The organism is Labrenzia sp. THAF191a (assembly GCF_009363335.1).
Classification (GTDB): Bacteria; Pseudomonadota; Alphaproteobacteria; order Rhizobiales; family Stappiaceae; genus Roseibium; species Roseibium algicola.
Genome location: NZ_CP045333.1, coordinates 5,554,609 through 5,577,137 on the forward strand (window position 1 = coordinate 5,554,609; position 22,529 = coordinate 5,577,137).

A 22,529-nucleotide genomic window follows, 5' to 3' on the forward strand; every position below is an offset into this window, starting at 1 on the left:
AACTAGACAGCCCGCCGAATAGGAGTCACCCGTCCGTGTTTCCCGCCCGCTATACCGTTTTCATTCTTTGTATCGTACTTGCCCTGGTTGCACTTGTCCTGACGTTTGCCCTCAGCGGCTACTTCGTCTGGCCATTTCTGGTTTTTGCTGTGCTCTCAGCGATCGGTTATCTCGATGTCCGCCAGACCCGACATGCGATCCTGCGCAACTATCCTGTTTCCGGTCATTTCCGTTTCCTGTTCGAAGCGATCCGGCCGGAACTGCGCCAGTATTTCTTTGAAAGCAACCAGGACGGCAGACCGTTTTCGCGAGAGCGGCGCTCCATGGTTTACGACCGGGCGAAGGATATCGAGGATGTTCTGCCATTCGGTACAGAACTTGATGTCTACGACACTTCCTATGGCTGGGTGAACCATTCGATCTGTCCCAAACCGCACAACCATGAAGACATGCGCGTGACGATTGGCGGACCGGACTGCAAACAGCCTTATTCGGCTTCCCTCTACAACATTTCGGCCATGAGCTTCGGCTCACTCTCCGGCAATGCCATTCTGGCGCTCAACAAGGGCGCCAAGGCTGGCGGCTTCTATCACGACACCGGGGAAGGCAGCGTTTCGCGCTATCACCGGCAAGGTGGTGGCGACCTGGTCTGGGAGCTTGGCAGTGGCTATTTCGGCTGCCGCGCGGAAGATGGCACTTTCGATGCCGAAAAGTTCGCCAAGCAGGCTGTCGAACCGCAGATCAAGATGATCGAAATCAAGATGAGCCAGGGGGCCAAGCCTGGTCATGGCGGTGTGCTGCCCGGCCCGAAAGTGACGGAAGAAATCGCCGAAGCTCGCGGCGTTCCGATCGGCACCGACTGCATATCACCTGCCTCTCATTCCGCTTTCTCGACCCCGGTTGAACTGCTGCATTTCATCGCTCAGTTGCGGGAGCTCTCAGGTGGCAAGCCGGTCGGCTTCAAGCTGTGCATCGGTCATCGCTGGGAATTCATGGCCATTGTCAAGGCCATGCTGAAAACCGGCATCAAGCCGGATTTCATCGTGGTCGACGGCGCCGAAGGCGGGACAGGCGCCGCACCGGTGGAATTTGCCAACAGGCTGGGAACACCTCTGCGCCAGGGTCTGACCTTCGTTCACAACTGCCTGGTTGGCACGGGTCTTCGCGAAGATATCCGGATCGGTGCCGCCGGCAAGCTGATCAGCGCATTCGACATTGCAGGGGCGCTGGCTCTTGGCGCCGACTGGGTCAATTCTGCGCGCGGCTTCATGTTCGCGGTCGGCTGCATCCAGTCCCAGAGCTGCCACACCAACCGTTGCCCCACCGGCGTCGCCACGCAGGATCCCAAGCGCCAGCAGGCCCTGGTTGTTCCCGACAAGGCACAGCGTGTCGCGAATTTCCATCGCAATACGCTCAAGTCCCTTCGGGATTTTTCCGCCGCTGCCGGGCTCAGCCATCCGCGCGAGTTCAAGCCGGAACATTTCTATCTGCACGAAGGCCTTCGCGAAATCATGCCGGCCAGCGTCGCGCTGTCCTGGTTGAAGAAGGGGGCCCTCCTGGAAAAGTCGCACAACATTCCGGGCTACTCGACCTATTGGGAAATGGCGGAAGCGGAAAGCTTTCATCCAGCCAAGTCGGTGGAAGCCGCAAAGTCCGCCCACGCCTAGGATCAAAGCGCCAACGGGAGCCTTGCGTCGTCCTTCAAGGTGAAGGTTGCCAGGACGCAGGCTTTCTTGAGACGCACACCTGCTGCCGATCGTTCCAACCGGGCCGTGCCTGCGGCTCACATGATATCCATGGCTGCAAGGTGACCATTTCTTGCAGCTAAAAACGAACAGACGTCAGTCGAGCTGACGCGCCAGTTGAACGGCAAAATCACCTGCCTCATGCGAGCGGATGACCGCGTGACGAACGAGATCGTCAAAGTGGCTGGAGAAGAGCTGGACGTGGCGCGTGTTGGAAAACGCCAGGTAGCGCTGCCCGAGGTAGAGTGCCGCCCATTTCTGCCCGAAGACCGTGAAAGGTGCGGAGAAACGGTCGGTCGCGCCGAAGAGGTGCAGACGCAACGAGGGGTAAAGCTCGCTCAAGGTAAGCCCCATGACCTCCAGTTGTTCGCGCCGCAGGTCAACCGGAAGCCCCTGCCATAACCCCTCCCCGCGCGCAAAGCCTTCCAGCGCCTCTTTCGAGAGGGCGATTTCCATATCGGATTCCGCCCGGCTGAGGAGTGCCCTCTGATCCCTTGTGCCGGTTATGGCCTGGTCGGCGGTGCGCAACGTTTCGCCGGAGTATTCGAAAGCCAGAACAGCTTCGGTCTTGAGGACATCCGGCAGGTTGGCAGGCACATGCCGGATCTTCGCCCCGACCGCATCGCGGTACCAGGCAAGCAGATGCTCATCGACCGGGTGCCGCTCGGTCTCGGCCACCTGAACTGCCTGATCCAGGATTTCGGCCGCGGCCCCGCGGTGGGTGGAAAGACCAAGCAACCAATCGGACGAAACGCTGAGCGCGGTCGCAATGGCAGCCAATGCCTGCCCGTTTGGCAGGCGGGGTGCGTCTTCCGACAACAACTGGGAAACAGTGGACCGGTCGAGCCCGGCACCGCGTGCCAGATCCGATCGGTTCATATCCCGGCTGCGCAAGGCATCCGACAGGCGTTCGCGAAAAAGTACGGCGCGGTCTCTCTTGTCCATGAGAGGAGTATTGTCAGCCGGATTTCGGAAAATCAACGCAAGCTGACATTTTCCCGAAGCACCAGCCCGTGGGAAGCTCACACAAGCAAGGAGCTATTCACAAGAACCTATTCAGCAGCATTGAGCGCCAGGAAACCACCTGATTGACGCTCCCAGAGCGCAGCGTAAAGGCCACCGGAGGCAAGCAGCTCGCGGTGTGTACCTTCTTCCGCAATCCGGCCCTGATCCATAACGACAAGCCGGTCCATTGCAGCAATGGTCGACAGGCGGTGGGCAACGGCCAGCGTGGTGCGCCCTTCCATCATGCGGGTGAGGTTCTGCTGAATGGCCAGCTCGGCTTCACTATCAAGAGCAGAGGTTGCCTCGTCGAGGATCAGGATCGGCGCATCTTTCAAAAGCACCCTGGCGATCGTGATGCGTTGACGCTGACCGCCGGAGAGTTTGACACCGCGATCGCCCACATGGGCATCCAGACCCGTCCGGCCCTTGCTGTCTCTTTGCTCCTCAATGAAACCGACCGCTTCGGCAGCGCGGGCAACCGCACGGATCTCGTCGTCGGTGGCTTCCGGCCTGCCATAGCGAATGTTGTCGCGGATCGACCTGTTCAAAAGGGAAATGTCCTGGGTGACAACGCCGATCCGGCTGCGCAGAGATGCCTGGGTGACATCTCGCACGTCCTGCCCGTCGATCGAAATCCGGCCTTCGGTCACGTCCCGCAAGCGCATCAGCAAAGACACAGCGGTCGATTTGCCGGCGCCGGACAGGCCAACCAGACCGACACGCTCGCCCGGCTTGATTGTCAGGTTGAACTTGTCCAGGACCGGCTTGCGGTCGCTCTGATAGGCAAAGGACACGTTGTCGAAGCGGATTTCCCCGGCGCTGACGTCCAACTCGCCGGCGTCCGGCTGGTCGATGATTGCCGGCCGGCTCGTCATGATCGGCATGGCATCGCGGATCGTACCAAGTGTGCTGGTGATCGACTGTCCGATTCCTATGAAACTGGATGAAGCGTGGGACAGCGAGCGTGTGACGGTCAGCCCGGCGACAAAGTCGCCAATCGAGACCCACCCCTTCATCATTCCCCAGAAGCCAATGACAACCACAGCCAGGATCAGCAGCACGTTCAGAAAATAGACGCCGCTGTCGGTCAGGATATAGGACCGGTTCTCGCTGTGCCTGGTGTCGATTGTTTCGCCGATGACCTTGCGAATGGCACCAGCTTCCGAATCTTCCGCCGCAAACAGCTTGACCATGGCGATGTTGGAATAAACGTCTGTCATCGCGCCGGTGGCCTTGGAATTTGCCGCCGCCACCTTGGCAGAGCGCTGCAGATAGGCCGGGATCGCCAACCAGGCGACGAGGATATTCGCGCAGATCCAGAACAATACCGGAATGGCCAGCGGCCAGGCCATGGCCAGAAGCAGCAGGAACGATCCGCCAAACTGAATGACCAGGAACGGAACCGTCTCGATGGACAACATCATCTGACGGTGGACCGACATGGTGACCTGGGCAATGCGGGAGGCAACCTGACCGGCGAATGTATCCTCAAAGAAAGCCATGTCCTGTGCTTCCACGGCCTTGTGCGCCTGCCAGCGCATTGCCGCCGGCAGAAGAATGCGCACGGTCTGGAAGGCAAAGGTCTGGCGCAGGAGAAAGGCGATTGGATCAATAATCACGAAGAGGATGAAGAAACCGGCCAGGATGGTGAGGTTGTCTTTCAGAAACGCCTGCGCACCTGCCTCGGTCACACCGTCGACCACGAAAGCTATCGCCCAGATGCCCGCAAGCCCCAGACCGGAGGAGATCATCGCCAGGCACGAAACGATTACCAGTTGCCAGCGGAACATCATCGCGAAATGCCAGACCAGCTTCAGCGGCCCTTCATCCGGAAGAGGCGTGACAGGCAGTTCCAGCGGTTTGATGTGGGTTTCGAACGGATGGAAATACCGGTCGATGAGCCGCGCAAGCAGCGGCCTGGCGATTGACACGCAAAACACTCCTCGACTGAGACCGACGCCTGATCAGGCCGCGGGCTCAATCCTGTAAACACAGCGACGACCGCCCGAGAGCTGATGTTCGGTACGTTCGACCGAGACACCGGGCCCAAGTACATCCTTGAAAAGATTGAGCTCCGACCTGCAGAACCCCTGACAGGCCGTTGCCGCGGCACAGATCGAACAGTGGTTTTCGATCAGCAGATAGCCTGCCCCTTCGGGAACAAGATCGGCCATGTAGCCTTCTCGGTTGCGCAGATCGGCAAGCACTTCCAGCTTGCCGCGCAGATCCGGCGCCTTGCCAACCGCTTCGGAATAGGATTTCCGGCTTTGCGCTTCACGGTGAGCAATCAGCTTGTCGACACCTTCTTCGCCGAAAATATCGTTCAGGCCGGAAATCAACCCGAGCACCAGGTTGGAATGGTTGTCGGGAAACTGCTTGTGCCCGTCCGGTGTCAGGTCCCAGACCCGCTTGGGCCGGCCAACCGAACCCTTCTGATCATCGAAGTCCACCAGCCCGTCCTGCAACAGGCCGTCCAGATGCTGGCGAACAGCCACTGACGTCACCTTCAACCCGCTGGCAAGATCTGCCGCAGTCTGTGGGCCGGAGGATTTCAGCGCGTTCAAAAGCCGGGTTCGAGTACGATCTGCCATAGCCGTCTATATAGCGTATTTCAAAGATAAAAAAATAGTCTGCTTATCTTATTGTGAAGCGACCAGAGCATTTCCCGCCAACAAGCCTGCCTTGGCAGCCACGTTTATTTGCCAAGCGTGGCGGGAGCATGCAAGAAATGTCGCGAGAATTTCCTGCGCTGAACCGTTGTCCGGTGCCAGTCCAGATTACCTCCTGATCGCTTGATCACGCGGCTTCCGCGTTGAAATATTTCGTAGCCGTCGCGTCAGCATTTCCTATTGGCGCCTTAACTCTTCAAGAACCCCAATGCGACGCAAAGTCAGGGAAGTCGCCCTCATAACAATTCTTTATCTCATTTTGATTAGAAGAAATATCAATGGAGAAAATGATGGAAAAAATCAGGGCTTTCCTGAGATGGATGATGATCGATCCTCGCCATCCGGAAATTGCACAGGCTCAGTACAATGAGCTCAAGACCCAGATTCCGTCACTCTATGCTCTCCTCATGGTCAATGCGGTTGCGGTTGCCTATACCCATTTCGATGTCGCGCCGACTTATCTGACCGTCGGAATTCTTGCGCCGATCCTCTTGATCACGACCTTTCGCATGGTGGCCTGGATACGCGCCCGCAAAGTTGACCCGACACCGCAAGAAGCGATCAGCAAGATGCGGCAGACCGTCATTCTCGGCAGTCTGGTGTCCGTCATCTACATTGCCTGGTCGCTGAGCCTGGACGGCTATGGCGGACCTGCCGAGCGCGGTCATGTGGCGCTTTTCATCGCCATCACCGTCATCGGCTGCATCTTCTGCCTGATGCATCTGCCGCAAGCTGCCCTGATGGTCATGGTGATCGTGACGATCCCTTATCTGGTGCACTATCTCGGCCAGAACCAGGACGTCTACATTGCCATTGGGCTCAATATCTTCCTGGTATGCCTGGTCGTCCTGCAGGTTCTCCTGAACGGCTATCGAGGGTTCTGCAAACTGATTGAATCGCAGTCGGACCTTGCCGCCAAACAGAAAGAAACGGAGCTTCTCAACGCAGAAAACTCCAAGCTTGCCCAGACCGACGCGCTTACCGACCTGCCGAACCGGCGCTATTTCTTCAACCGGCTTGAAGCCTTGATCAGCGAAGTGGAAGGCACGGACCGGCAGTTTGCGGTCGGCGTCGTCGACCTGGACAGGTTCAAGCCCATCAATGACACTTATGGCCACCAGTTGGGCGACCAATTGCTGATGGAAGTCGGCATGCGCCTGAAAAGCCTTGGACTGCCGAGTGTCGAGATCTGCCGTCTCGGCGGCGACGAGTTCGGGTTCCTTTATCTCGGAGACATTTACGAGGCAGCCTCGACGGGGCAGTCTATTTGCGAACTGATCAGCCGCCCCTATCGGATCGGTGAACTGCAGGTTTCTGTCGGCGCGTCCTGCGGCATTGCGTTCTATCCTGACGCCGGCACTTCTGCCCATGTTCTGTTCGACCGGTCCGACTACGCCCTTTACAACTCCAAGACCAGCCTGCGCGGCCGGACGACGGTCTATTCGGCCGAACATGAAGCCCGCATCCGCTCGGAACGGGCCATCGAGGCAGCGCTTCAAAGCGCAGATCTTGCCAGCGAATTCCAGGTCTATTTCCAGCCTGTCGTGCAGTTGCCGGAACGGTTCGTTGTCGGCTTCGAGGCATTGGCGCGCTGGGACAACCCGCAGCTTGGCAGGATTGCACCCGACAAGTTCATTCCCATTGCCGAGCGCGCCGGACTGATCCACAGGCTGACCCTGTCGCTGTTCGAAAAGGCGGTCGAGCAGATCAAGGCCCTGCCCGGGACACTTTCGCTATCCTTCAATCTGTCCGCCCATGACGTCACCTCCGCCGAGACAGTGGCTGCGCTGCTCGAGATCATCCGCCGCGCGGCGATAGACCCGCGGCAGATCACCTTCGAAATTACCGAGACTTCCGTGATCGGCAGTTATGAAGCTGCTGAAACCTGTCTGCAGGTTCTTCGCAATGCCGGTGTCAAACTCGCGCTGGATGACTTCGGCACCGGTTATTCCAGCCTTGGCTACCTGCACCGGCTGCCTATCGACTGCGTCAAGATCGACCGCAGTTTCGTTGCCGGTATCAAGGATCCGATCGCGAGCGGCGTCGTGACCTCCATCGTCAACCTGTGCCGGTCCATGAAGATGCAGTGCGTGGTCGAAGGCGTTGAAGAAAGCAACCAGTTGGAACTTCTGGAAGCGATGCACTGCCGTTTGGTCCAGGGATACCATTTCAGTGCTCCCCTGCCTTTCGAGGACCTTCTTGCCGATGCCATGGAAAACGGAAGGGTTGCAGGGCTTCCCCTGTCCGGCACTGCCGGGGCCAGCAGCTTTCAGTTCTTCCGCGCCTGACCGGCAACCCGGAACAATTCCACCGGACCTCTTCTAATCCGTCCGGGATTTGTTTACCTCTCCGGTCTCAACCACGAAAAACCGGGACCTGTTCATGACCGGCGGCACCAAGCGGCAAAAAGACATGCGCAAGGCCTTGCGGGTCCTGCTGCCGCGCGTTCCCTTTTCAGATGCGGAAGCCATTCTCGAAGTTGCCATCGCCGGACACTTGCGCCATCTGCCGCCCGGCATTGCCCTCTGGCAGGCCACCACCAGTCATGTCCGGCACGCCCTGACCGACTACGACACGTTGCTGGACGAAGGCTATGACCGTGACGCTGCCCGGTTCTTCGTACTGGACGAAATGAATGACGTTCTGAGCTCCTGGGGATGTGCGAAACGCCTGGAAGCTGACGATACCTCCCCAACCGAGGACTGACACCGGTGCGCAAACCGGATCCGTGCCCGTCGCACACAACCCGGGATGTGATTTGCGGGCGGCCTGCCGTCACGGCCGCCGGGCGATCAGATCGATCTCGACCAGCGCATCGACGGCAAGGCCCGACACGCCAATACAGGTACGACCCGGCAATTTACCGGGTTCGAAAAATGACCGGTAGGTGTCGTTCATCGCCTGATAATCGCGCTTGAATTCAGTCAGATAGACACGAATGAAAGTCGTGTTTTCAAGGCCGAGCCCGAGGCCGCCCAGAACGAGCTTCAGGTTTTCCATCACCCGCACAGTCTGCGCCTCTATGCCCTCCGGCAGCGGGGCGTCCGGATCGTCCGGCAGTGTCGGCATCTGGCCGGTTACAAACACCCAGCCGTCAATTTCGACGGCATGGGAGAATGGCGCGACCGGCTGTGGCGCCTGGTCGATCATGTGGTGGATCGGCAGCATGGAGGCTCCTGTTGGAAGGTTCTGACAGAGCATCCAGACTAGAGAATATCGGGCGCCTCGGGAAACAGGTTTCCCTCGCTGCAAGCGTTAAAATCAGATGCGCTCGTAGATCCACTGCTCGGGAACGTGGGCGGTGACCGCCTCGCCCGCCGCAACCTTCCCCGGGATTTCGACATAGCCAACAAGGCCTCGCAGGCGCTTTGCCTTTTGCGGGAACAACAGGCCCAGTCCTTCCCGGCCGGGATTGGCTTCGGCAATCGCCTCGCCTGCGAAACGGCAGGGTTTGTTGTCGCCGTCCACACGAATAACCACACCGCCCTCGAACACCAGCCGGGTGCGCGGCGGCACCATCGTAAGGTTGGGAATGCCGGACAAGGTAATGTTGCCGCCGATCCATTCGGCTTTCAGTTCGGCAATCTCCATGCGAGTGGCAATTAACGAAAGTTCCTCGGCGGACAGGATGGATATCTGGCGCTCGTTGCACATTTCGGTGCCACGCGGATACCAGGGTTCGCGGCCACCGGACCTCCGGGTGTGGCCGCCATGCCGGTCTCCCGAAATGCCTTCGAACGTCATCTCCAAAGCATCCGTTGCAGTGGTCCTGAAGTCTTCCGCAGAGACTGTCCTGAAAACGCCCTCCACCTTGCCGCTTGTCCTGAATGCAGGCGTAACCCGAAAGTCGTCGGCAAGAAGCTGGAGCTGGTCTGTCATGCGGGGCCTCCTGTGGCAGTCGAGAGGCGATGCTACGGCGCAGGCACCTTCCTGACCAACAAATCTCATTGATGTTTTCATAAGCGCGGCAGATCGATCCGCTGCACCCAGGATTTGCAGTGGAGACAGCTGTCTTCAGGCTGGGCCGGAGAGGAATTTCTCCTCGCGCAAGCCGTCCAGGCATCGGACGATTTTCCGCGCGTGATAGAGCATCGCGACCCAACCGGTTTCCAGCGAAAGATTGCCTGTTGCGCCCTCGGGCATGGCTGTCATCCAGTCGTCCTCAAGGCCCGGGACGGTCTGCCTCGGGCGTCCTTCCAGGACAGCCGAGAACTCATCTTCCAGGCGCTTGTCCATGCGAGCGACAAGCGCATCTATCCCCGACTTGGCCTGAGCTTTTACCGTTTCCCGCGTGACGTCCGAACGGGCTTCGCGGTAAAGCACCACGTATTGGGCCAGAACGATCACCAGCACGTTGAGGTCACTTGCGGAGCGTGTGAACGACGACCAGGGAGCTTGCTCGATCCGATAGGACCTGGCGGTGGCGATCAGCGTGCTCGCTGCCGTTCGAAGCCGGGCGAGGTCCTGAAGGTCCGTATCCGCCTTGCCGCCTTCCGCCCGCAGGCAACTTCGGCAGGCGTTGAGGTAATCGGACGCCAGCCCCTTGAAGCTTGCGCCGGTGCGGTTGGGAAACAGCAGCCATGCTGCAGCAAGCCCCACGCCTGCGCCAATCATCGTGTCGTAGAGACGCGACCAGAGTTCGTCGATGGGCAGCCCTTCAAGCGTCTGGAGCCCCATGACCACCAGGAAACTTATGATGCCGGAGGCGATGGCGTAATTGCGGTCGAGAAAAACGATGACCCCGGGAATGGCAATGACAACCAGTACGAGCCTGACGGAGGGAAACTCCGCCAGCGCCGGGTCGACCAGCATGGCCAGAACAACGCCGCCCGCCGTCCCGCCTATCCGCTGTGCGGTTCGGAGCAGCGTCGCCCCGAGGCTGTTCGACAGCACGATGATGATGGTGAGCGTGACCCAATAGGCGTGATTGAGATCGAACGCGAGCCCCAGGGAAAAGCCGATCCCGGCTGCGACACCTGCCTGAAGTGACAGGCGCCAGGAAAGCTTCCGCAACCAGTCGCCCTCGCGGCTGTCATCATCCGTACCGAGGCTCAGGCGAACCGGCTGGTCTTTTGCCGCCAGAAGCCACAGACGCTTGAAAGCCTGGGCGATGCGCAATTCCTGAAACCGGTCATGTGCCGTTACCACCGCATCGGCCTGCAGCCAGCTCGCGGCAGGTGCGCTTGCGCCGGTTTTGCCTTCCCCGACATCGCTCTCTTCCGGAACGCCCTCACCGGTTTCCAGGCGATGGACAAGCCGGTCGACCGCACGGCGAAAGCCGTCATCTTGCGCCAGACGGATGCGTGCGTCCCGGGACAGCTGGGCGCGTGCATCGCCCACCACTTCCAGGGCGAGTTCCACCATGATAGCTGCTTCCGGCGACATGCCCTGCAACTCACCTTCCGGCCTGAGCAGATCGGCACAGACCTGAAGTTCCATGCGCAACTTCGCCAGATCCCTGATCCGAACCGCCGCATCGCCGGACGAACCGGTAGCCTGGCCCGACAGCTGCCTCAGATAAGTTGCCATCGCCTGACGATTTGCAGCTTCGACCCGCAGGTAGGTTCGGTATGTCGAAGGCCGCCAGGGTCCTGCGCGAACCACGAGCGCTGTCACCATTCCAAGCACCGCCATGACCGGAAGCCAGAGGCCGGGCGATCCTCCGACGTTGCCGAGGACCACGAAGAGCCAGCAAATCGCCATGCTGCGTCCTGCGCGTTGCCAGAAAGGACCAAGCCCCTGCATGGCAAAGCCGAGCATGATCGCGGCGATCCAGAGCCCTTGCAGAACGGTTGAGGCGCTTTTCCCCGACACCTCGGCGACAACAGCCCCAAGAGCAAACAGTAACGTCAGCAAAACGCCAAGCTTCAGGATACCGAGGACCTCGGCCTTTCTGGTGGAGACCGGCGTGAACATCAGGCAGTGCCCGCCGCTAGCGGCTGCCAGAACGGCCAGTTTGAAGGCCGACTGACCGGGCACGAAGCTCGCCACGACATTTGCCAGGAAGACCGCTCCGAGCACGGTCAGCATCAGATGAACACCGCGCATCAGCCGCAAGCCGCCGGGGTCCGTGCGCAGGAGACTTGTCTTTATGTCCGAAGCGGCTTGCAGCATCTGTCTGACTTGAACCCGGCTCTTCAGGGCAAAACCCCGACGTTCTGAATAGAAATCTTTTATGCGGACTGCATTGTCTCGTGTCCATGGCGCTTTGACCCGGTGGACGCAGGCTTGCCGCCGAAGATCAGTCGGACGTCTTCCCGTCTGTAACAGTGAATTCGGCAAAGACCGGCCAGTGATCGGAACCGTTGAAGTGTCCGAGTTCGCAGTTTTTGACCGCAAGCCCGCTCCTGACGAAAAAATGGTCGAGTTCGAGACCGATGCCCGGAACAGGAGCAAGCCATGTCGGGGTCCAACGGCTGCCGCAGACAGCCTTGCGCACCCCTGCCGTGTCCTGAAACCGTTTCAGCAGCGGTGCCCAGGAGGCGGCGTTCATGTCGCCGGCAACAAGAACAGGTCCCGGCGTCATCGACACTTCAGATGCAAGCTTCTGAAGAATGTCCGCCTGGTGAAGATAGAAGTCTCGCCTGAAAGGCGGCAATGTGTGAACTGCAAGGACACTCAAACAGGGCTCCGCCTGCACACCGCAGTAGATTGCTTTCGTAATCGCGTATGGGTTCCCGCCTACAGGGATCAGTTCGACGCTGTGCGGCGCAGTGCGCGATAGGATAACTGCGGCGGGACGTCCACCAAGCGCCTGATCGGGCGTTCCTGCCACATGCAGCATGCCTTCAAACCGGTCGAGCAGCCCTTGGTCGGCTGGTACAGGCAGCTCCGTGAGGATCATGAGATCGAAGACGCGGGCGCTGTTTTCCTCGACCAGATTGCCGAGCGCTGCGGCGCTGCCGAAGAGATTTGCGGTGACGACGCTGATCGGCGGTTCTGCCGCGTTGGCGGTTGGAGCAAAGCGTCCGTCGTCGAAGATGCCCATGCGCATGAGAGCGACTACCGACAGGCAGATAGCCAGTGCCGCCATGTTCCAGTTCCGGAAGAAGACGAACCCTGCAGCAAACAGCAGGCCAGCAACAACGTATTGGGTCTGAAAATGAGCCAGCAGATCGACGGGCCAGCCAACTGCCGCCAGAAACGAGGCGAGAACGGCGATGGCGAAGGCCGCAAACAGACAGACGAGAGTTCTGTGGAACATGCCTTGTGCCGCTCGCAAGGACAAAAGTTGCCGGTGGCCGATTTTTACCGCCGGGCAAAAAAGATGCCGGCCCGTTTCCGGGGCCGGCACATTCGGGAAACAGGGGGCACGCCCCCCATTTCAGCTTCCAGGCCGTTCGCTTAGCGCGTAAGCGGCTTGTACTTGATCCGGCGCGGGTCGGCGGCATGTGCGCCAAGGCGGCGGACCTTGTCCTTTTCGTAGTCTTCGAAGTTGCCTTCGAACCATTCCACATGGCTGTCGCCTTCAAAGGCGAGCATGTGTGTGGCCAGACGGTCGAGGAACATACGATCGTGGCTGATGATAACGGCGCAGCCGGCGTAATTTTCCAGCGCGTCTTCCAGAGCTGCCAGCGTCTCGGTGTCGAGGTCGTTGGTCGGCTCATCGAGCAGCAGAACGTTGGCGCCCTTCTTCAGCACCTTGGCCAGATGCACGCGGTTGCGCTGACCGCCGGAAAGATCGCCGACCTTGGCCTGCTGGGCAGCACCCTTGAAGTTGAAGGACGAGCAATAGGCGCGGGAGTTGATTTCCTTGTCGTCGAGGTAGATGACCTCGGCGCCGCCGGAAATTTCTTCCCAGACCGTGTTGTTCGGGTTGAGCGCATCGCGCGACTGGTCAACGTAACCAAGGTGCACACTGTCGCCCACGACGACCTTACCCTTGTCCGGCGTTTCCTGACCGGTGAGCATCTTGAACAGGGTCGTCTTGCCGGCGCCGTTCGGGCCGATCACGCCGACGATGCCACCGCGTGGCAGCTTGAACGACAGGTTGTCGATCAGGAGACGGTCTTCAAAGCCCTTGGAAACGCCATCGACCTCGATGACGTTTGCGCCGAGACGCTCGCCAACCGGGATGAGGATCTGTTCGATGGACGGCTGACGCTCTTCTTGGGCGGTCAAGAGGTCTTCAAAGGCCCGGATACGGGCTTTCGACTTGGTCTGACGGCCTTTCGGGCTCATGCCCATCCACTCGCGCTCACGGGCAATCGCCTTGGAGCGGGCCATGTTCTCGCGGCCTTCCTGCTCCATGCGCTTGGTCTTCTTTTCCAGATAGACCGAGTAGTTGCCTTCGTAAGGGATGCCCTGACCGCGGTCGAGCTCGAGAATCCAGCCCGTGACATTGTCGAGGAAGTAGCGGTCGTGGGTGATGATCAGGACGGAGCCCTTGAACTCACGCAGGTGACGCTCCAGCCAGTGAACGGTTTCAGCGTCCAGGTGGTTGGTCGGCTCATCCAGCAGCAGCAGGTCCGGCTCGGACAGCAGCAGCTTGCAGAGCGCGACGCGGCGGCGCTCACCACCGGAAAGATTGTCGACGGCTGCATCTGATGGCGGGCAGCGCAGGGCTTCCATCGCCATTTCCACCTGGCTTTCCAGGTTCCACAGATCCTGGGCGTCGATCTCGTCCTGAAGCTGTGCGGCTTCCTCGGCGGTTTCGTCCGAGTAGTCCATCATCAACTCGTTGTAGCGGTCGATTTTTGCCTGCTTGTGGGCAACACCTTCCATGACGTTTTCCATCACGGTCTTGGTGTTGTCGAGCTGCGGTTCCTGCGGCAGATAGCCGACCTTCGCGCCTTCGGCCGCCCAGGCCTCACCGGTATATTCCTTGTCGATACCGGCCATGATCTTCAGAAGAGTCGACTTACCCGCACCGTTCGGGCCCAGGATACCGATCTTGGCGTCCGGGTAGAACGAGAGATGGATGTTGTCGAGAACCTTCTTGTCGTTATAGGCCTTGGACAGGCCATGCATGTGATAGATGAACTGGCGCGCCATGGGGCTCCGCTTCTCCGCTTTCAAAATCTGATGGGATTCTCAGGAATTCTGCGGCGTCTTTTAGGGGAAATGGCGCCCGGGGGCAATGGGGGGAATGTGGATTGGTCGGTTGGTTTGCAGTCTTTGCTTTCAGAGACAAGGTTTCGAGTTCAAGCTCATTGACTGAAGCTTCACTGAGCGCAGACCAGTGTTGCGGGACCGGGGCATCTCCCGACAGATCTAGTTGGCACTTTTCATTCCAACTCAGACTTTGCCCACACGGGCAGTAGCGACTAATCACTTGGTAACGTCTGCAACCATGCGGGGATGCCGGGCGCCTTGCCGGGGCAAGTTCCATTTACCGCCAAACCAGGTCGCGGCTCCAATGTACCAGGCGTATTGACTGCCCAGGCAAGCCCAGCCCGCTCCAGCGCCTTTACCAGCCACCAACCCGGATCGGTTTGCCCCGGCAAGAAACCGAGACGTGCGGATTTCGGGAAAGCGTGGTGATTTTCGTGAAAGGCCTCACCGAATGTCACCAGACCGAAACGCGGCAGGTTATAGCCCTGCACGCAGGCCCCCTTCACATAAAGCAGATGGTCCTTTGGCTGGTGGGCATAATAGCCAACGAGCCAGTGCCCTATCAGCGAAATTGAGACCCGGCAACAGACACCCCAAACGACGAATGGCAGCCCACCAAGTAGAAATAGAGGCACGGCGATGACCAACTGCTGCAACATCCAGGTTTTTTCAACGATCCGGTAGAAGGGGTCGTGCCTAACCTCCTCTTCAATTTCGAAGAATGGCTCCTTGTCCAGAACGATGCCACAGCACAATTGCCACCAGGCGTCGTTCCAGAAGCCAGAGCGGTGGGAGAAAAAATCATGGCACTGGGCTTGTCGCTGGCCCCAATCACGAAAGTCATGCAGCCGGATCATGCCGAAAGGGCCAGCCATCCCGACAAGCACGCCAAGATAGACAAGGAACCTTTCGACCAAGGGCACGGTTCGGAAGGAACGATGGATCAGCAGCCGATGCATGCCGACCGAGTGACCACCGCAAATGGTGACAGCGGTCAACACAACAAATACAACGAACGCGTCGGCGGAAAACGTCAAAGGACCTGCGACGAGCGCAGTGAGTGTCATTCCGGCAATCCACGCGGTCTTCACGGGTTTAAGGACAACATTTCCCTCAACAGGATTGGCTCCGCCTCTGGAATCTACGCGTTCCGTGGACACCGGCTCCTGCACAAAATCACTAATTGCGCTTACGGACATGGCAATGGTTCCTCTTCGCTCCGTTCATGACGGCGCGTTCTTCCCGCTCCCCGAGGCAACCCCGGAGATCGATCAGTCAGTTGAAATTTGACCCGCTGTTCTTGCGGACACTTGCCTTTGGGAAATGCATTTACTATTTAGGCTATAAGCTAAATACCATCAATTCGATAATTAGGCAACTACCTAATCGATGACCTTGAGTTTAACGGAGCCAGGAGATCTTCATGAGCGACCAGACAGGCTCTCAAAGCGCGCACGAGCCAGGCGGCATCCAGAAGGTGTTTGAAGCACTTGCCTCTGCGGCACGCCGGAAGATTCTGGCATATCTGGCCCACAGTTCCCTGACTGCCGGCGAGATTGCAGAACGTTTCGACATGTCCAAACCCTCGATCTCACAGCATTTAGGTGTGCTGGAAAGTGCGGGTCTTGTTCGCAAGGAAAAGCGCGGCCAGTACGTGCACTATTCCATAGTGCAGGACAGCCTTGCGAACACGCTGAACAGCTACGTGCAGGAAGTCTGCCCGGTTTCCCGGCCACTGAAAAAGGAAAGCGCGGCGTTGAAAAAATAAACTGCGAAGAAAAAATCTAAATATCGGGCCCTTTCGCCAGCTGCGGCGTGTCGACCAGATCGCCAGACGGGCGTTGCATCGGCGTACCAACTCTGCCCATTCGGCTCTTTTCTCCCCCAACCGAAGACCTTAAGGTCACCTCACCTTTCTTCATCACCCCACCGGACCTGCCATGACCTCCATCGATATTCTGATGCCCCGCCCGATGCTGCCGATCGTTCAGGAGCAGCTGGATGCCGCCTTTACCGTGCACCGGCCCTACGAGGCCGACAATCCGGAAGCGCTGCTGGCGGAAATCGGCGAGAAAATCCGCGGGGTTGCCATGGCATTCGGGCCGGTCAACGCCGAGTTGCTTGCCAAAATCCCGAACGCGGAGATCGTTTCAAGTTTCGGTGTGGGCTATGACCACGTCAACACGGACGATTGCCTGGCGGCGAAGGTGATGGTGACCCATACGCCCGATGTGCTGACGGAAGAAGTTGCCGATACGGCGGTCGGGCTGATGATCATGACCATCCGTGAATTCGGCCAGGCCGAACAGTGGCTTCGCCAGGGCAATTGGGAAAGCAAGGGGCCATACAAGCTGACCGGGGCAACCATGCAGGGGCGCACGCTCGGCATTTTCGGCCTGGGGCGCATCGGCAAGGCGATTGCCAAGCGGGCCGAAGCCTTCGGCATGAAGATCCATTACCATGGACGCAGCAGACAGGACGACCTCTCCTACCCCTATCACGCGACGCCTAAGGCACTGGCGGCGGCCTGCGACACGCTGATGGTGGTGGCGCCTGGCGGCGCGGAAACGAAACATGCGGTCAATGCAGAGGTGCTGGAAGCACTCGGGCCGGATGGCATCGTCATCAATATCGGCCGTGGCACCGTCATCGATGAGGCCGCATTGATCGCGGCCCTTGAAAACGGCACGATCTACGGTGCCGGTCTCGACGTCTTCGAGAACGAGCCGCATGTGCCCGAAGCCCTTCTGAAACTGCCAAGGGTCACCGTACTGCCGCATGTCGGTTCCGCCTCGCAGGCGACCCGCAATGCCATGGGACAACTCGTGGTCGACAACCTGAAAAGCTGGTTCGAAACTGGCGGGGCCATAACGCCAGTGCCGGAAATGCGCTGAGATCGAGGGCATGCAAGGGCAGCTCGGCAGCCCTACCCGATTCTTTTCCCGGCTCAGTATTTGACACGCCCGACTTGCGCCATAGGTTTATGGATCAAGCGCATCCTTTCTACTTGCGATGCGCTTACCCGATAGGCGTGGATCCATCAGACCACATAAACCACGCCGGGATGCCGACTGGGAACGGCTGGTGAACCAAAAGACGAATGCGTTCAGAAGCCTACTCAACACCGGCTGTTCGCCCGGATCCGTCAGCGGGTCCAGTTTGCCTGCGGAAGTGGCCCGTTTGCTCGGGGCGCGTCGCAACGGCAGAAGACGACATCCCAGGTCGCAGAAGGTGGCTGGCGACGTAACCTCCGCCAGCACCCTGGGCCGGCCCCTTCCGGGCCGGTCCGCACCGAAACACCTGTTGCTGAGGCAAGGCCCAAAACTGAACCTTCTCACTTCGCTCCACCGGCCGGGCACCTGAACGGTGTAAAGGTACTGCCCATGTTTGCGCTGACGGTCATCATCGTCAGAATGTCGGCAAAGGCGAATTCGGCGGGTGTTTTCGGGCAAACGGCATTCGCTGCGAAACACCCCCCTTCGATAAAGGCATCATGTTCAGCAACGAAACCAGGCCGCATTTGCGAACGACTAACATTTTCGAACGCCACCCGGACGATCTCCTGATAGTAGGCGCATCTTCTGGCGCGCTTTTGTTCGCGTGTTTCCTCTGCAGATGCCTGGGAGAAAACGGCTAATACCGCGACAAGCGCCAACGGCAGGGCAAACAAGGATCTTGGAACGGACAATGTTGTCTCCGTCGGAAGCGGCAGAATAAATCCAGAAGCAGGGATGCCCGGGCGAATGAAAAGATCCGCCCGGACAAGAACACTCAGTCGTGGAGACTTTCGGCAAGTGCGGCTGCGATATCGGCAATCGCCTTGTTGCGATCGTCGAAGGAAGCGTCGGTCTGCGTGATGTAGACCGCGATCACAACGGGCTCCCTGTCGTCGGGCCAGATCACGCCAATGTTATTGCGCGAGCCATTGGCCCCAGCCCCGGTCTTGTCGGCGACCGGCCATTCTTCCGGCAGCCCGGCACGCAGGGTTGCGTTACCCACCTTGTTGTCCAGCAGCCAGCCTGTCAGCTGGGCTCTGGCGGTGGACGAAAGAGCATCGCCCAGAACCAGTTTCTGCAACGTGGCAACCGCTGCCGCCGGGGTGGTGGTGTCACGGGCATCGCCCGGCCGGCCTTCATTGAGACCCGGCTCCGTCCGGTCCAGCCTGGTGATGGTGTCGCCAATGCCCCGAAGGTAATCCGTCAGTCCTTCCGGGCCACCGACAGCTTCCAGCACGAGATTGGCCGCTGCATTGTCACTGATCGCAACGGCCGCTTCACACAGTTCAAGATAGGTCATGCCACCGGAGCCGACCTTTTTTTCGGTAACCGGCGAATAGGAGACAAGGTCTTGCGAGCGGATCTTCACGCGGCGTTCCAGCTGAACCTCACCCTGCTCGCCCTTTTCCAGGAGCGCAGCACACAGAAAGGCCTTGAAGGTGCTGTTGAGCGGAAAACGCTCGTCGGCGCGGTAGGTCCAGGTCTTGCCGGTTTCCGTATCAAGCACCGCAACCCCGATCCGGGCAGACAGTCGGCTCTCTGCACCGGCAACGGTTTTCTCAAGTGGTGCGGGATCGAACCCGGCGGCGTGCGCCAATCCGGAAATAGCCGGAAACCCGGCAAAAAGGGCAAGCGAAAGCGTCAACGCGTTACGGCGTGTCCAGAGTTTCATCTTCAACTCCAATGATGAATACAAACAGCCCGAACCGGTGTGGTGTGTCGCCCCCCGCACCGTTCGTCTTCGGGACACCGCGACAGTGCCGCTGCCTCAGATATAACGCAAATGATGAATACTGAGGTTAGACATGAGTAAAACTTGGCCTAAGTTGGATCCGGATGGACGTCTCAAAACTTCCGCTCAATGCCTTGAGAGCCTTTGAAGCCTCTGCAAGGCTCTGCAGCTTTACACGCGCCGGCCTGGAACTGCGGGTGTCGCAGACTGCCGTCAGCCACCAGGTGAAGGCGCTGGAGGACGTGTTGCAGGTGTCGCTGTTCGAACGCCTTCCGCGCGGTGTTGCCCTGACGGACGAAGGACTGGCGCTGCTGCCTGTACTGAGCGATGCCTTCCGGCGGATGAGCGATGCGCTCAGCCGGTTCGAGGATGGCAACTATCGGGAGGTGCTAACGGTCGGCGCTGTCGCCACTTTCGCGACCGGCTGGCTGTTGCCCCGCCTTTCCGGCTTTGCCAGGGCCCATCCGCAGATCGATCTGCGGCTGAAAACCAACAACAACCGCGCGGATATTCTGGCAGATGGTCTCGACTGTTTCCTGCGCTTCGGCGACGGGGCCTGGCATGCCACCAACGCGGTCAAGCTGATGGACGCCCCGCTGTCGCCTATCTGTTCACCGGGAACCGCTGCCCGGTTGTCCGAACCGGCAGACCTTGTGAACGAGCCCCTGCTGAGATCCTACAGGATGGATGAATGGGCCATGTGGTTCCAGGCAGCGCAACTGCCGCCGCCGCGAGCGCGTGGCTGGATGTTCGACAGTTCACTTGCGATGGTTGAAGCCGTCACGCAGGGTGCCGGCGTCGCTCTGGTGCCGACAGCGATGTTCAGCCGCCCCCTCGCGTCCGGCGCGATCGTGCAGCCTTTCCAGACCAGCGTCCTGACAGGAAGCTATTGGCTAACCTGGTTGAAGTCGCGGGAGGAGACCAGCGCCATGCAGAAGTTCCGCTTGTGGATGCTGGAGACGGTAGCGGAGTAAAAGGAGGCAATCGACCACCTCAAGGCCTTCGCCCTTTCACCATTTCGCGTTTGCCGGCAAAGCCTTCAGCCTTTTCAATCTCGAACCCGGCAGCCTGAAGATTGCGGCGAACCCAGCCGGCAGCCGTGTAAGTTGCCAGTGTTCCGCCATGGGCCGTCAGGTCAGCCGCCACCTTCAGAAGGTCCGCGTCCCAGAGCTCCGGATTGCGAGCCGGACTGAAACCGTCGAGAAACCAGGCATCAATGGGGGCAATTGCCGGTTCTCCTCCCTCGCCCTCACCTGCCATTCCGGCGTTCAGCTCACCGATCAGCTCACTCGCATCGCCAATGCCGATCTGGAGGTTGGCTCCGGCAATTTTCAAGCTGTTCCAACCCGGCTCAGGCGACCAGGCCTGCAGCAGCTCTTCTGCCAGCGGGGCCAGTTCGGGAAAGGCCGCGAGGGCCCGTGCCAGTTGCTCTCCCGTCATCGGGAACAGTTCGAAGGTCAGGAAGGTCAGTTCCGGCCGATTGGTCCTTTCCTGCCATGCCGCAAGGGTGGTGAGGAAATTGAGGCCTGTCCCGAAGCCGAACTCTGCAATGGTGAAACGCTCGCAGCCATCGAACCGGCCAGGCAAGCCATTTCCTTGCAGAAACACGTGACGCGTTTCTGCAAGCCCCCCAGCCTTGGAAAAATACGTGTCGTTGAAGCCTTCAGCCCGGGGCACATCGCCCTGCAGCCATTCCAGATCTGGTGCCTTGATCGACATGATCTTGAGGTTTCCTTCGGGGCGTACCCATCAGCCTTTGCCATTTGCAACGCGTTCTCATAAGAGAGCCGGCAGGATCAATCAATCTCAAAGGACCCCGCCCCATGGCAGCAACCGACGCCGAAACTTTCGATGTTGCCATTGCCGGAGCCGGTATTTTCGGCCTCGCTGTTGCCCGGGCAGCGATCGCGGCCGGGCTGAAGGTGGTCGTTCTTGAGAAAAGCCACGTCGGCGCCGGGTCCAGTGGAGGTGTACTGGGGGCGTTGATGCCGCATATGCCGGCACGCTGGAACCCCAAGAAGGAATTCCAGTTCCAGGCCCTGCTCTGTCTGGAAGACCGCATCCGCCAACTGGAAAGCCAGACTGGGCTTTCCTGCGGCTATCACCGCTGCGGACGCATCCTGCCGCTGACGACAAACGACAAGTTGGAGCACCATCTGGAGCGGGCGGAAGAAAGCAAGCTGCGCTGGCAACCTCAGGAAACCGGTTTTTCCTATGTGGTTGAACCTGCCGGAAGCCGGTCTGACTGGCTGGACGCGAATGCCGCTCCCTTCGGCATAGTCTATGAAACCCTTGCCGCGCGGATCTCCCCAAGGGCTTATCTGGCAAGCCTTGCCAGCTTCGTCCGCCAGAACGGCAGCCTGCGGGAAGGCGTTGAAGCGATCGGTTATGACGATGCAACGCACACCGTTCTGCTCGCCGACGGACATGCCCCCGTCAAGACACGGCAATTCGTCGTTTCAGGAGGATTTGCCGCTTTCGACCTGATCGAGACGCTGACCGGCGAACGCATCGGGCGTGGAGAGAAAGGCCAGGCCCTTGTGCTGGAAGGCAAGGGACTGGAAGACAGGCCAGCGATCTATTGCGACGGGCTTTACGTCGTGCCGCACGACGACGGTACCGTCGCCATTGGCAGCACATCCGACCGGGAATTCGAAGACGCAGCCCCCTCTCCAGCCCGTTCAGCCGAACTGCTGGAACGCGCCACCGCCTTTTGTCCGCAATTGAAGGGCCGCGAGGTTCTTTCCGACTGGGCCGGCATCCGGCCCCGCAATCACAGGCGAGACCCGCTGGCAGGAAAACTGCCTGGCTTTGACACCGCCTTCGCGGCAACAGGCGGCTTCAAGATATCCTTCGGCATTGCACATCTGATAGCGGATGCCCTGGTGGCGGAGATGACTGGCAGAGAACCTGTTGTTCCCTTGCCAGAGACATTCCGCCCGGCGCACCACTTCGGCAGCGGCAGACTGGACGCAGATCGCTAAAGGAGCTCGCGTTCACGCATTCGCCGACCGCAAAAGGTGACAACCTGATTGCAATGAAGGGTTGTATATGCGATTGCAGATGATGTGCCATGACCGCGAACTTGACGCGGTTCGTTCAAACACAATCGGTTTACGCACCTGCTGCCTAGATGGCAGCAACCACCGCGTAAAGACCGTAAAGGCTGAGCGAAATCGTCCCCCAGAACAGGAGATTTTTCGCCACCAAAAATGGCAAATTCATAGACCCACCCTGATGAGCTGCATAGTCAGCCTGCTTCCTCCTCTCCACCCCAGAGGATTCAACTTCAGTTGCGGCTGTAGCGGCTCTCGCCATTTCGGCAATC

Annotated in this window: 19 protein-coding genes; 7 read left to right on the forward strand and 12 right to left on the reverse strand. The window is 59.4% G+C overall.

All coding sequences use genetic code 11. From position 1 onward, the window contains the following. The first annotated feature begins 35 nt into the window (after positions 1–35). Positions 36–1,667 carry an FMN-binding glutamate synthase family protein gene (locus FIV05_RS25535; protein ID WP_152511445.1) on the forward strand — a complete coding sequence of 544 codons (1,632 nt, stop codon included), beginning with the start codon at positions 36–38 and terminating at the stop codon, positions 1,665–1,667. A 174-nt stretch (positions 1,668–1,841) separates the two neighbouring features. On the opposite strand, the gene FIV05_RS25540 is transcribed toward FIV05_RS25535, so the two are convergent. The 3 genes from FIV05_RS25540 to FIV05_RS25550 all read right to left on the reverse strand — a co-directional run bounded on the left by FIV05_RS25540 (position 1,842) and on the right by FIV05_RS25550 (position 5,341). Further along, positions 1,842–2,690 carry a helix-turn-helix transcriptional regulator gene (locus FIV05_RS25540; RefSeq protein ID WP_022997860.1) on the reverse strand — a complete coding sequence of 283 codons (849 nt, stop codon included), beginning with the start codon at positions 2,688–2,690 and terminating at the stop codon, positions 1,842–1,844. A gap of 107 nt (positions 2,691–2,797) precedes the next feature. Beyond that, positions 2,798–4,681 (reverse strand): ABC transporter ATP-binding protein, encoded by a 1,884-nt coding sequence (locus FIV05_RS25545; RefSeq protein ID WP_152511446.1) that lies wholly within the window; start codon positions 4,679–4,681, stop codon positions 2,798–2,800. A 33-nt stretch (positions 4,682–4,714) separates the two neighbouring features. Beyond that, positions 4,715–5,341, reverse strand: coding sequence for a metalloregulator ArsR/SmtB family transcription factor (locus FIV05_RS25550; RefSeq protein ID WP_022997862.1), 627 nt, complete (start codon positions 5,339–5,341; stop codon positions 4,715–4,717). A gap of 368 nt (positions 5,342–5,709) precedes the next feature. Here FIV05_RS25550 and FIV05_RS25555 point away from each other — a divergent pair, with 368 nt between their 5' ends. Further along, positions 5,710–7,707 carry an EAL domain-containing protein gene (locus tag FIV05_RS25555; RefSeq protein ID WP_209009785.1) on the forward strand — a complete coding sequence of 666 codons (1,998 nt, stop codon included), beginning with the start codon at positions 5,710–5,712 and terminating at the stop codon, positions 7,705–7,707. Between the two features lie 94 nt (positions 7,708–7,801). Then, positions 7,802–8,125 carry a DUF2293 domain-containing protein gene (locus FIV05_RS25560; protein WP_152511448.1) on the forward strand — a complete coding sequence of 108 codons (324 nt, stop codon included), beginning with the start codon at positions 7,802–7,804 and terminating at the stop codon, positions 8,123–8,125. 69 nt (positions 8,126–8,194) lie between these two features. On the opposite strand, the gene FIV05_RS25565 is transcribed toward FIV05_RS25560, so the two are convergent. The 6 genes from FIV05_RS25565 to FIV05_RS25590 all read right to left on the reverse strand — a co-directional run bounded on the left by FIV05_RS25565 (position 8,195) and on the right by FIV05_RS25590 (position 15,672). After that, positions 8,195–8,587, reverse strand: coding sequence for a RidA family protein (locus tag FIV05_RS25565; protein WP_022997865.1), 393 nt, complete (start codon positions 8,585–8,587; stop codon positions 8,195–8,197). Between the two features lie 93 nt (positions 8,588–8,680). Further along, positions 8,681–9,298 (reverse strand): molybdenum cofactor sulfurase, encoded by a 618-nt coding sequence (locus FIV05_RS25570; RefSeq protein WP_152511449.1) that lies wholly within the window; start codon positions 9,296–9,298, stop codon positions 8,681–8,683. 135 nt (positions 9,299–9,433) lie between these two features. Beyond that, positions 9,434–11,533, reverse strand: coding sequence for an FUSC family protein (locus FIV05_RS25575; protein WP_152511450.1), 2,100 nt, complete (start codon positions 11,531–11,533; stop codon positions 9,434–9,436). A gap of 127 nt (positions 11,534–11,660) precedes the next feature. Next, positions 11,661–12,623: an endonuclease/exonuclease/phosphatase family protein gene (locus FIV05_RS25580; protein ID WP_152511451.1), complete on the reverse strand. Its 963-nt coding sequence runs from the start codon at positions 12,621–12,623 to the stop codon at positions 11,661–11,663. Positions 12,624–12,763: 140 nt separating this feature from the next. Continuing rightward, the gene (ettA, locus tag FIV05_RS25585; RefSeq protein WP_022997869.1) at positions 12,764–14,413 is read right to left on the reverse strand and encodes an energy-dependent translational throttle protein EttA; all 1,650 of its coding nucleotides are present in this window, start codon (positions 14,411–14,413) and stop codon (positions 12,764–12,766) included. A gap of 272 nt (positions 14,414–14,685) precedes the next feature. After that, entirely contained in the window at positions 14,686–15,672 is a 987-nt protein-coding gene (locus tag FIV05_RS25590) for an acyl-CoA desaturase (RefSeq protein WP_209009786.1), read from the reverse strand. Positions 15,673–15,896: 224 nt separating this feature from the next. Between FIV05_RS25590 and FIV05_RS25595 the strand changes: the two genes are divergently transcribed. Beyond that, positions 15,897–16,241, forward strand: coding sequence for a metalloregulator ArsR/SmtB family transcription factor (locus FIV05_RS25595; RefSeq protein WP_152511452.1), 345 nt, complete (start codon positions 15,897–15,899; stop codon positions 16,239–16,241). Between the two features lie 172 nt (positions 16,242–16,413). Beyond that, positions 16,414–17,367, forward strand: coding sequence for a 2-hydroxyacid dehydrogenase (locus FIV05_RS25600; protein ID WP_152511453.1), 954 nt, complete (start codon positions 16,414–16,416; stop codon positions 17,365–17,367). A gap of 440 nt (positions 17,368–17,807) precedes the next feature. On the opposite strand, the gene FIV05_RS25605 is transcribed toward FIV05_RS25600, so the two are convergent. Beyond that, positions 17,808–18,143, reverse strand: coding sequence for a hypothetical protein (locus FIV05_RS25605; protein WP_152511454.1), 336 nt, complete (start codon positions 18,141–18,143; stop codon positions 17,808–17,810). Between the two features lie 101 nt (positions 18,144–18,244). After that, complete coding sequence (gene bla, locus FIV05_RS25610) at positions 18,245–19,141, reverse strand: class A beta-lactamase (RefSeq protein ID WP_152511455.1); 897 nt, start codon at positions 19,139–19,141, stop codon at positions 18,245–18,247. Between the two features lie 164 nt (positions 19,142–19,305). On the opposite strand from bla, the gene FIV05_RS25615 reads away from it, so the two are divergent. Next, positions 19,306–20,175, forward strand: coding sequence for a LysR family transcriptional regulator (locus tag FIV05_RS25615; RefSeq protein ID WP_152511456.1), 870 nt, complete (start codon positions 19,306–19,308; stop codon positions 20,173–20,175). Between the two features lie 19 nt (positions 20,176–20,194). On the opposite strand, the gene mnmD is transcribed toward FIV05_RS25615, so the two are convergent. Next, on the reverse strand, positions 20,195–20,920 hold the full coding sequence (mnmD, locus tag FIV05_RS25620; protein WP_152511457.1) for a tRNA (5-methylaminomethyl-2-thiouridine)(34)-methyltransferase MnmD: 726 nt from the start codon (positions 20,918–20,920) through the stop codon (positions 20,195–20,197). A 104-nt stretch (positions 20,921–21,024) separates the two neighbouring features. Between mnmD and FIV05_RS25625 the strand changes: the two genes are divergently transcribed. Continuing rightward, on the forward strand, positions 21,025–22,185 hold the full coding sequence (locus FIV05_RS25625; RefSeq protein WP_152511458.1) for an FAD-dependent oxidoreductase: 1,161 nt from the start codon (positions 21,025–21,027) through the stop codon (positions 22,183–22,185). Positions 22,186–22,529: the final 344 nt, after the last annotated feature.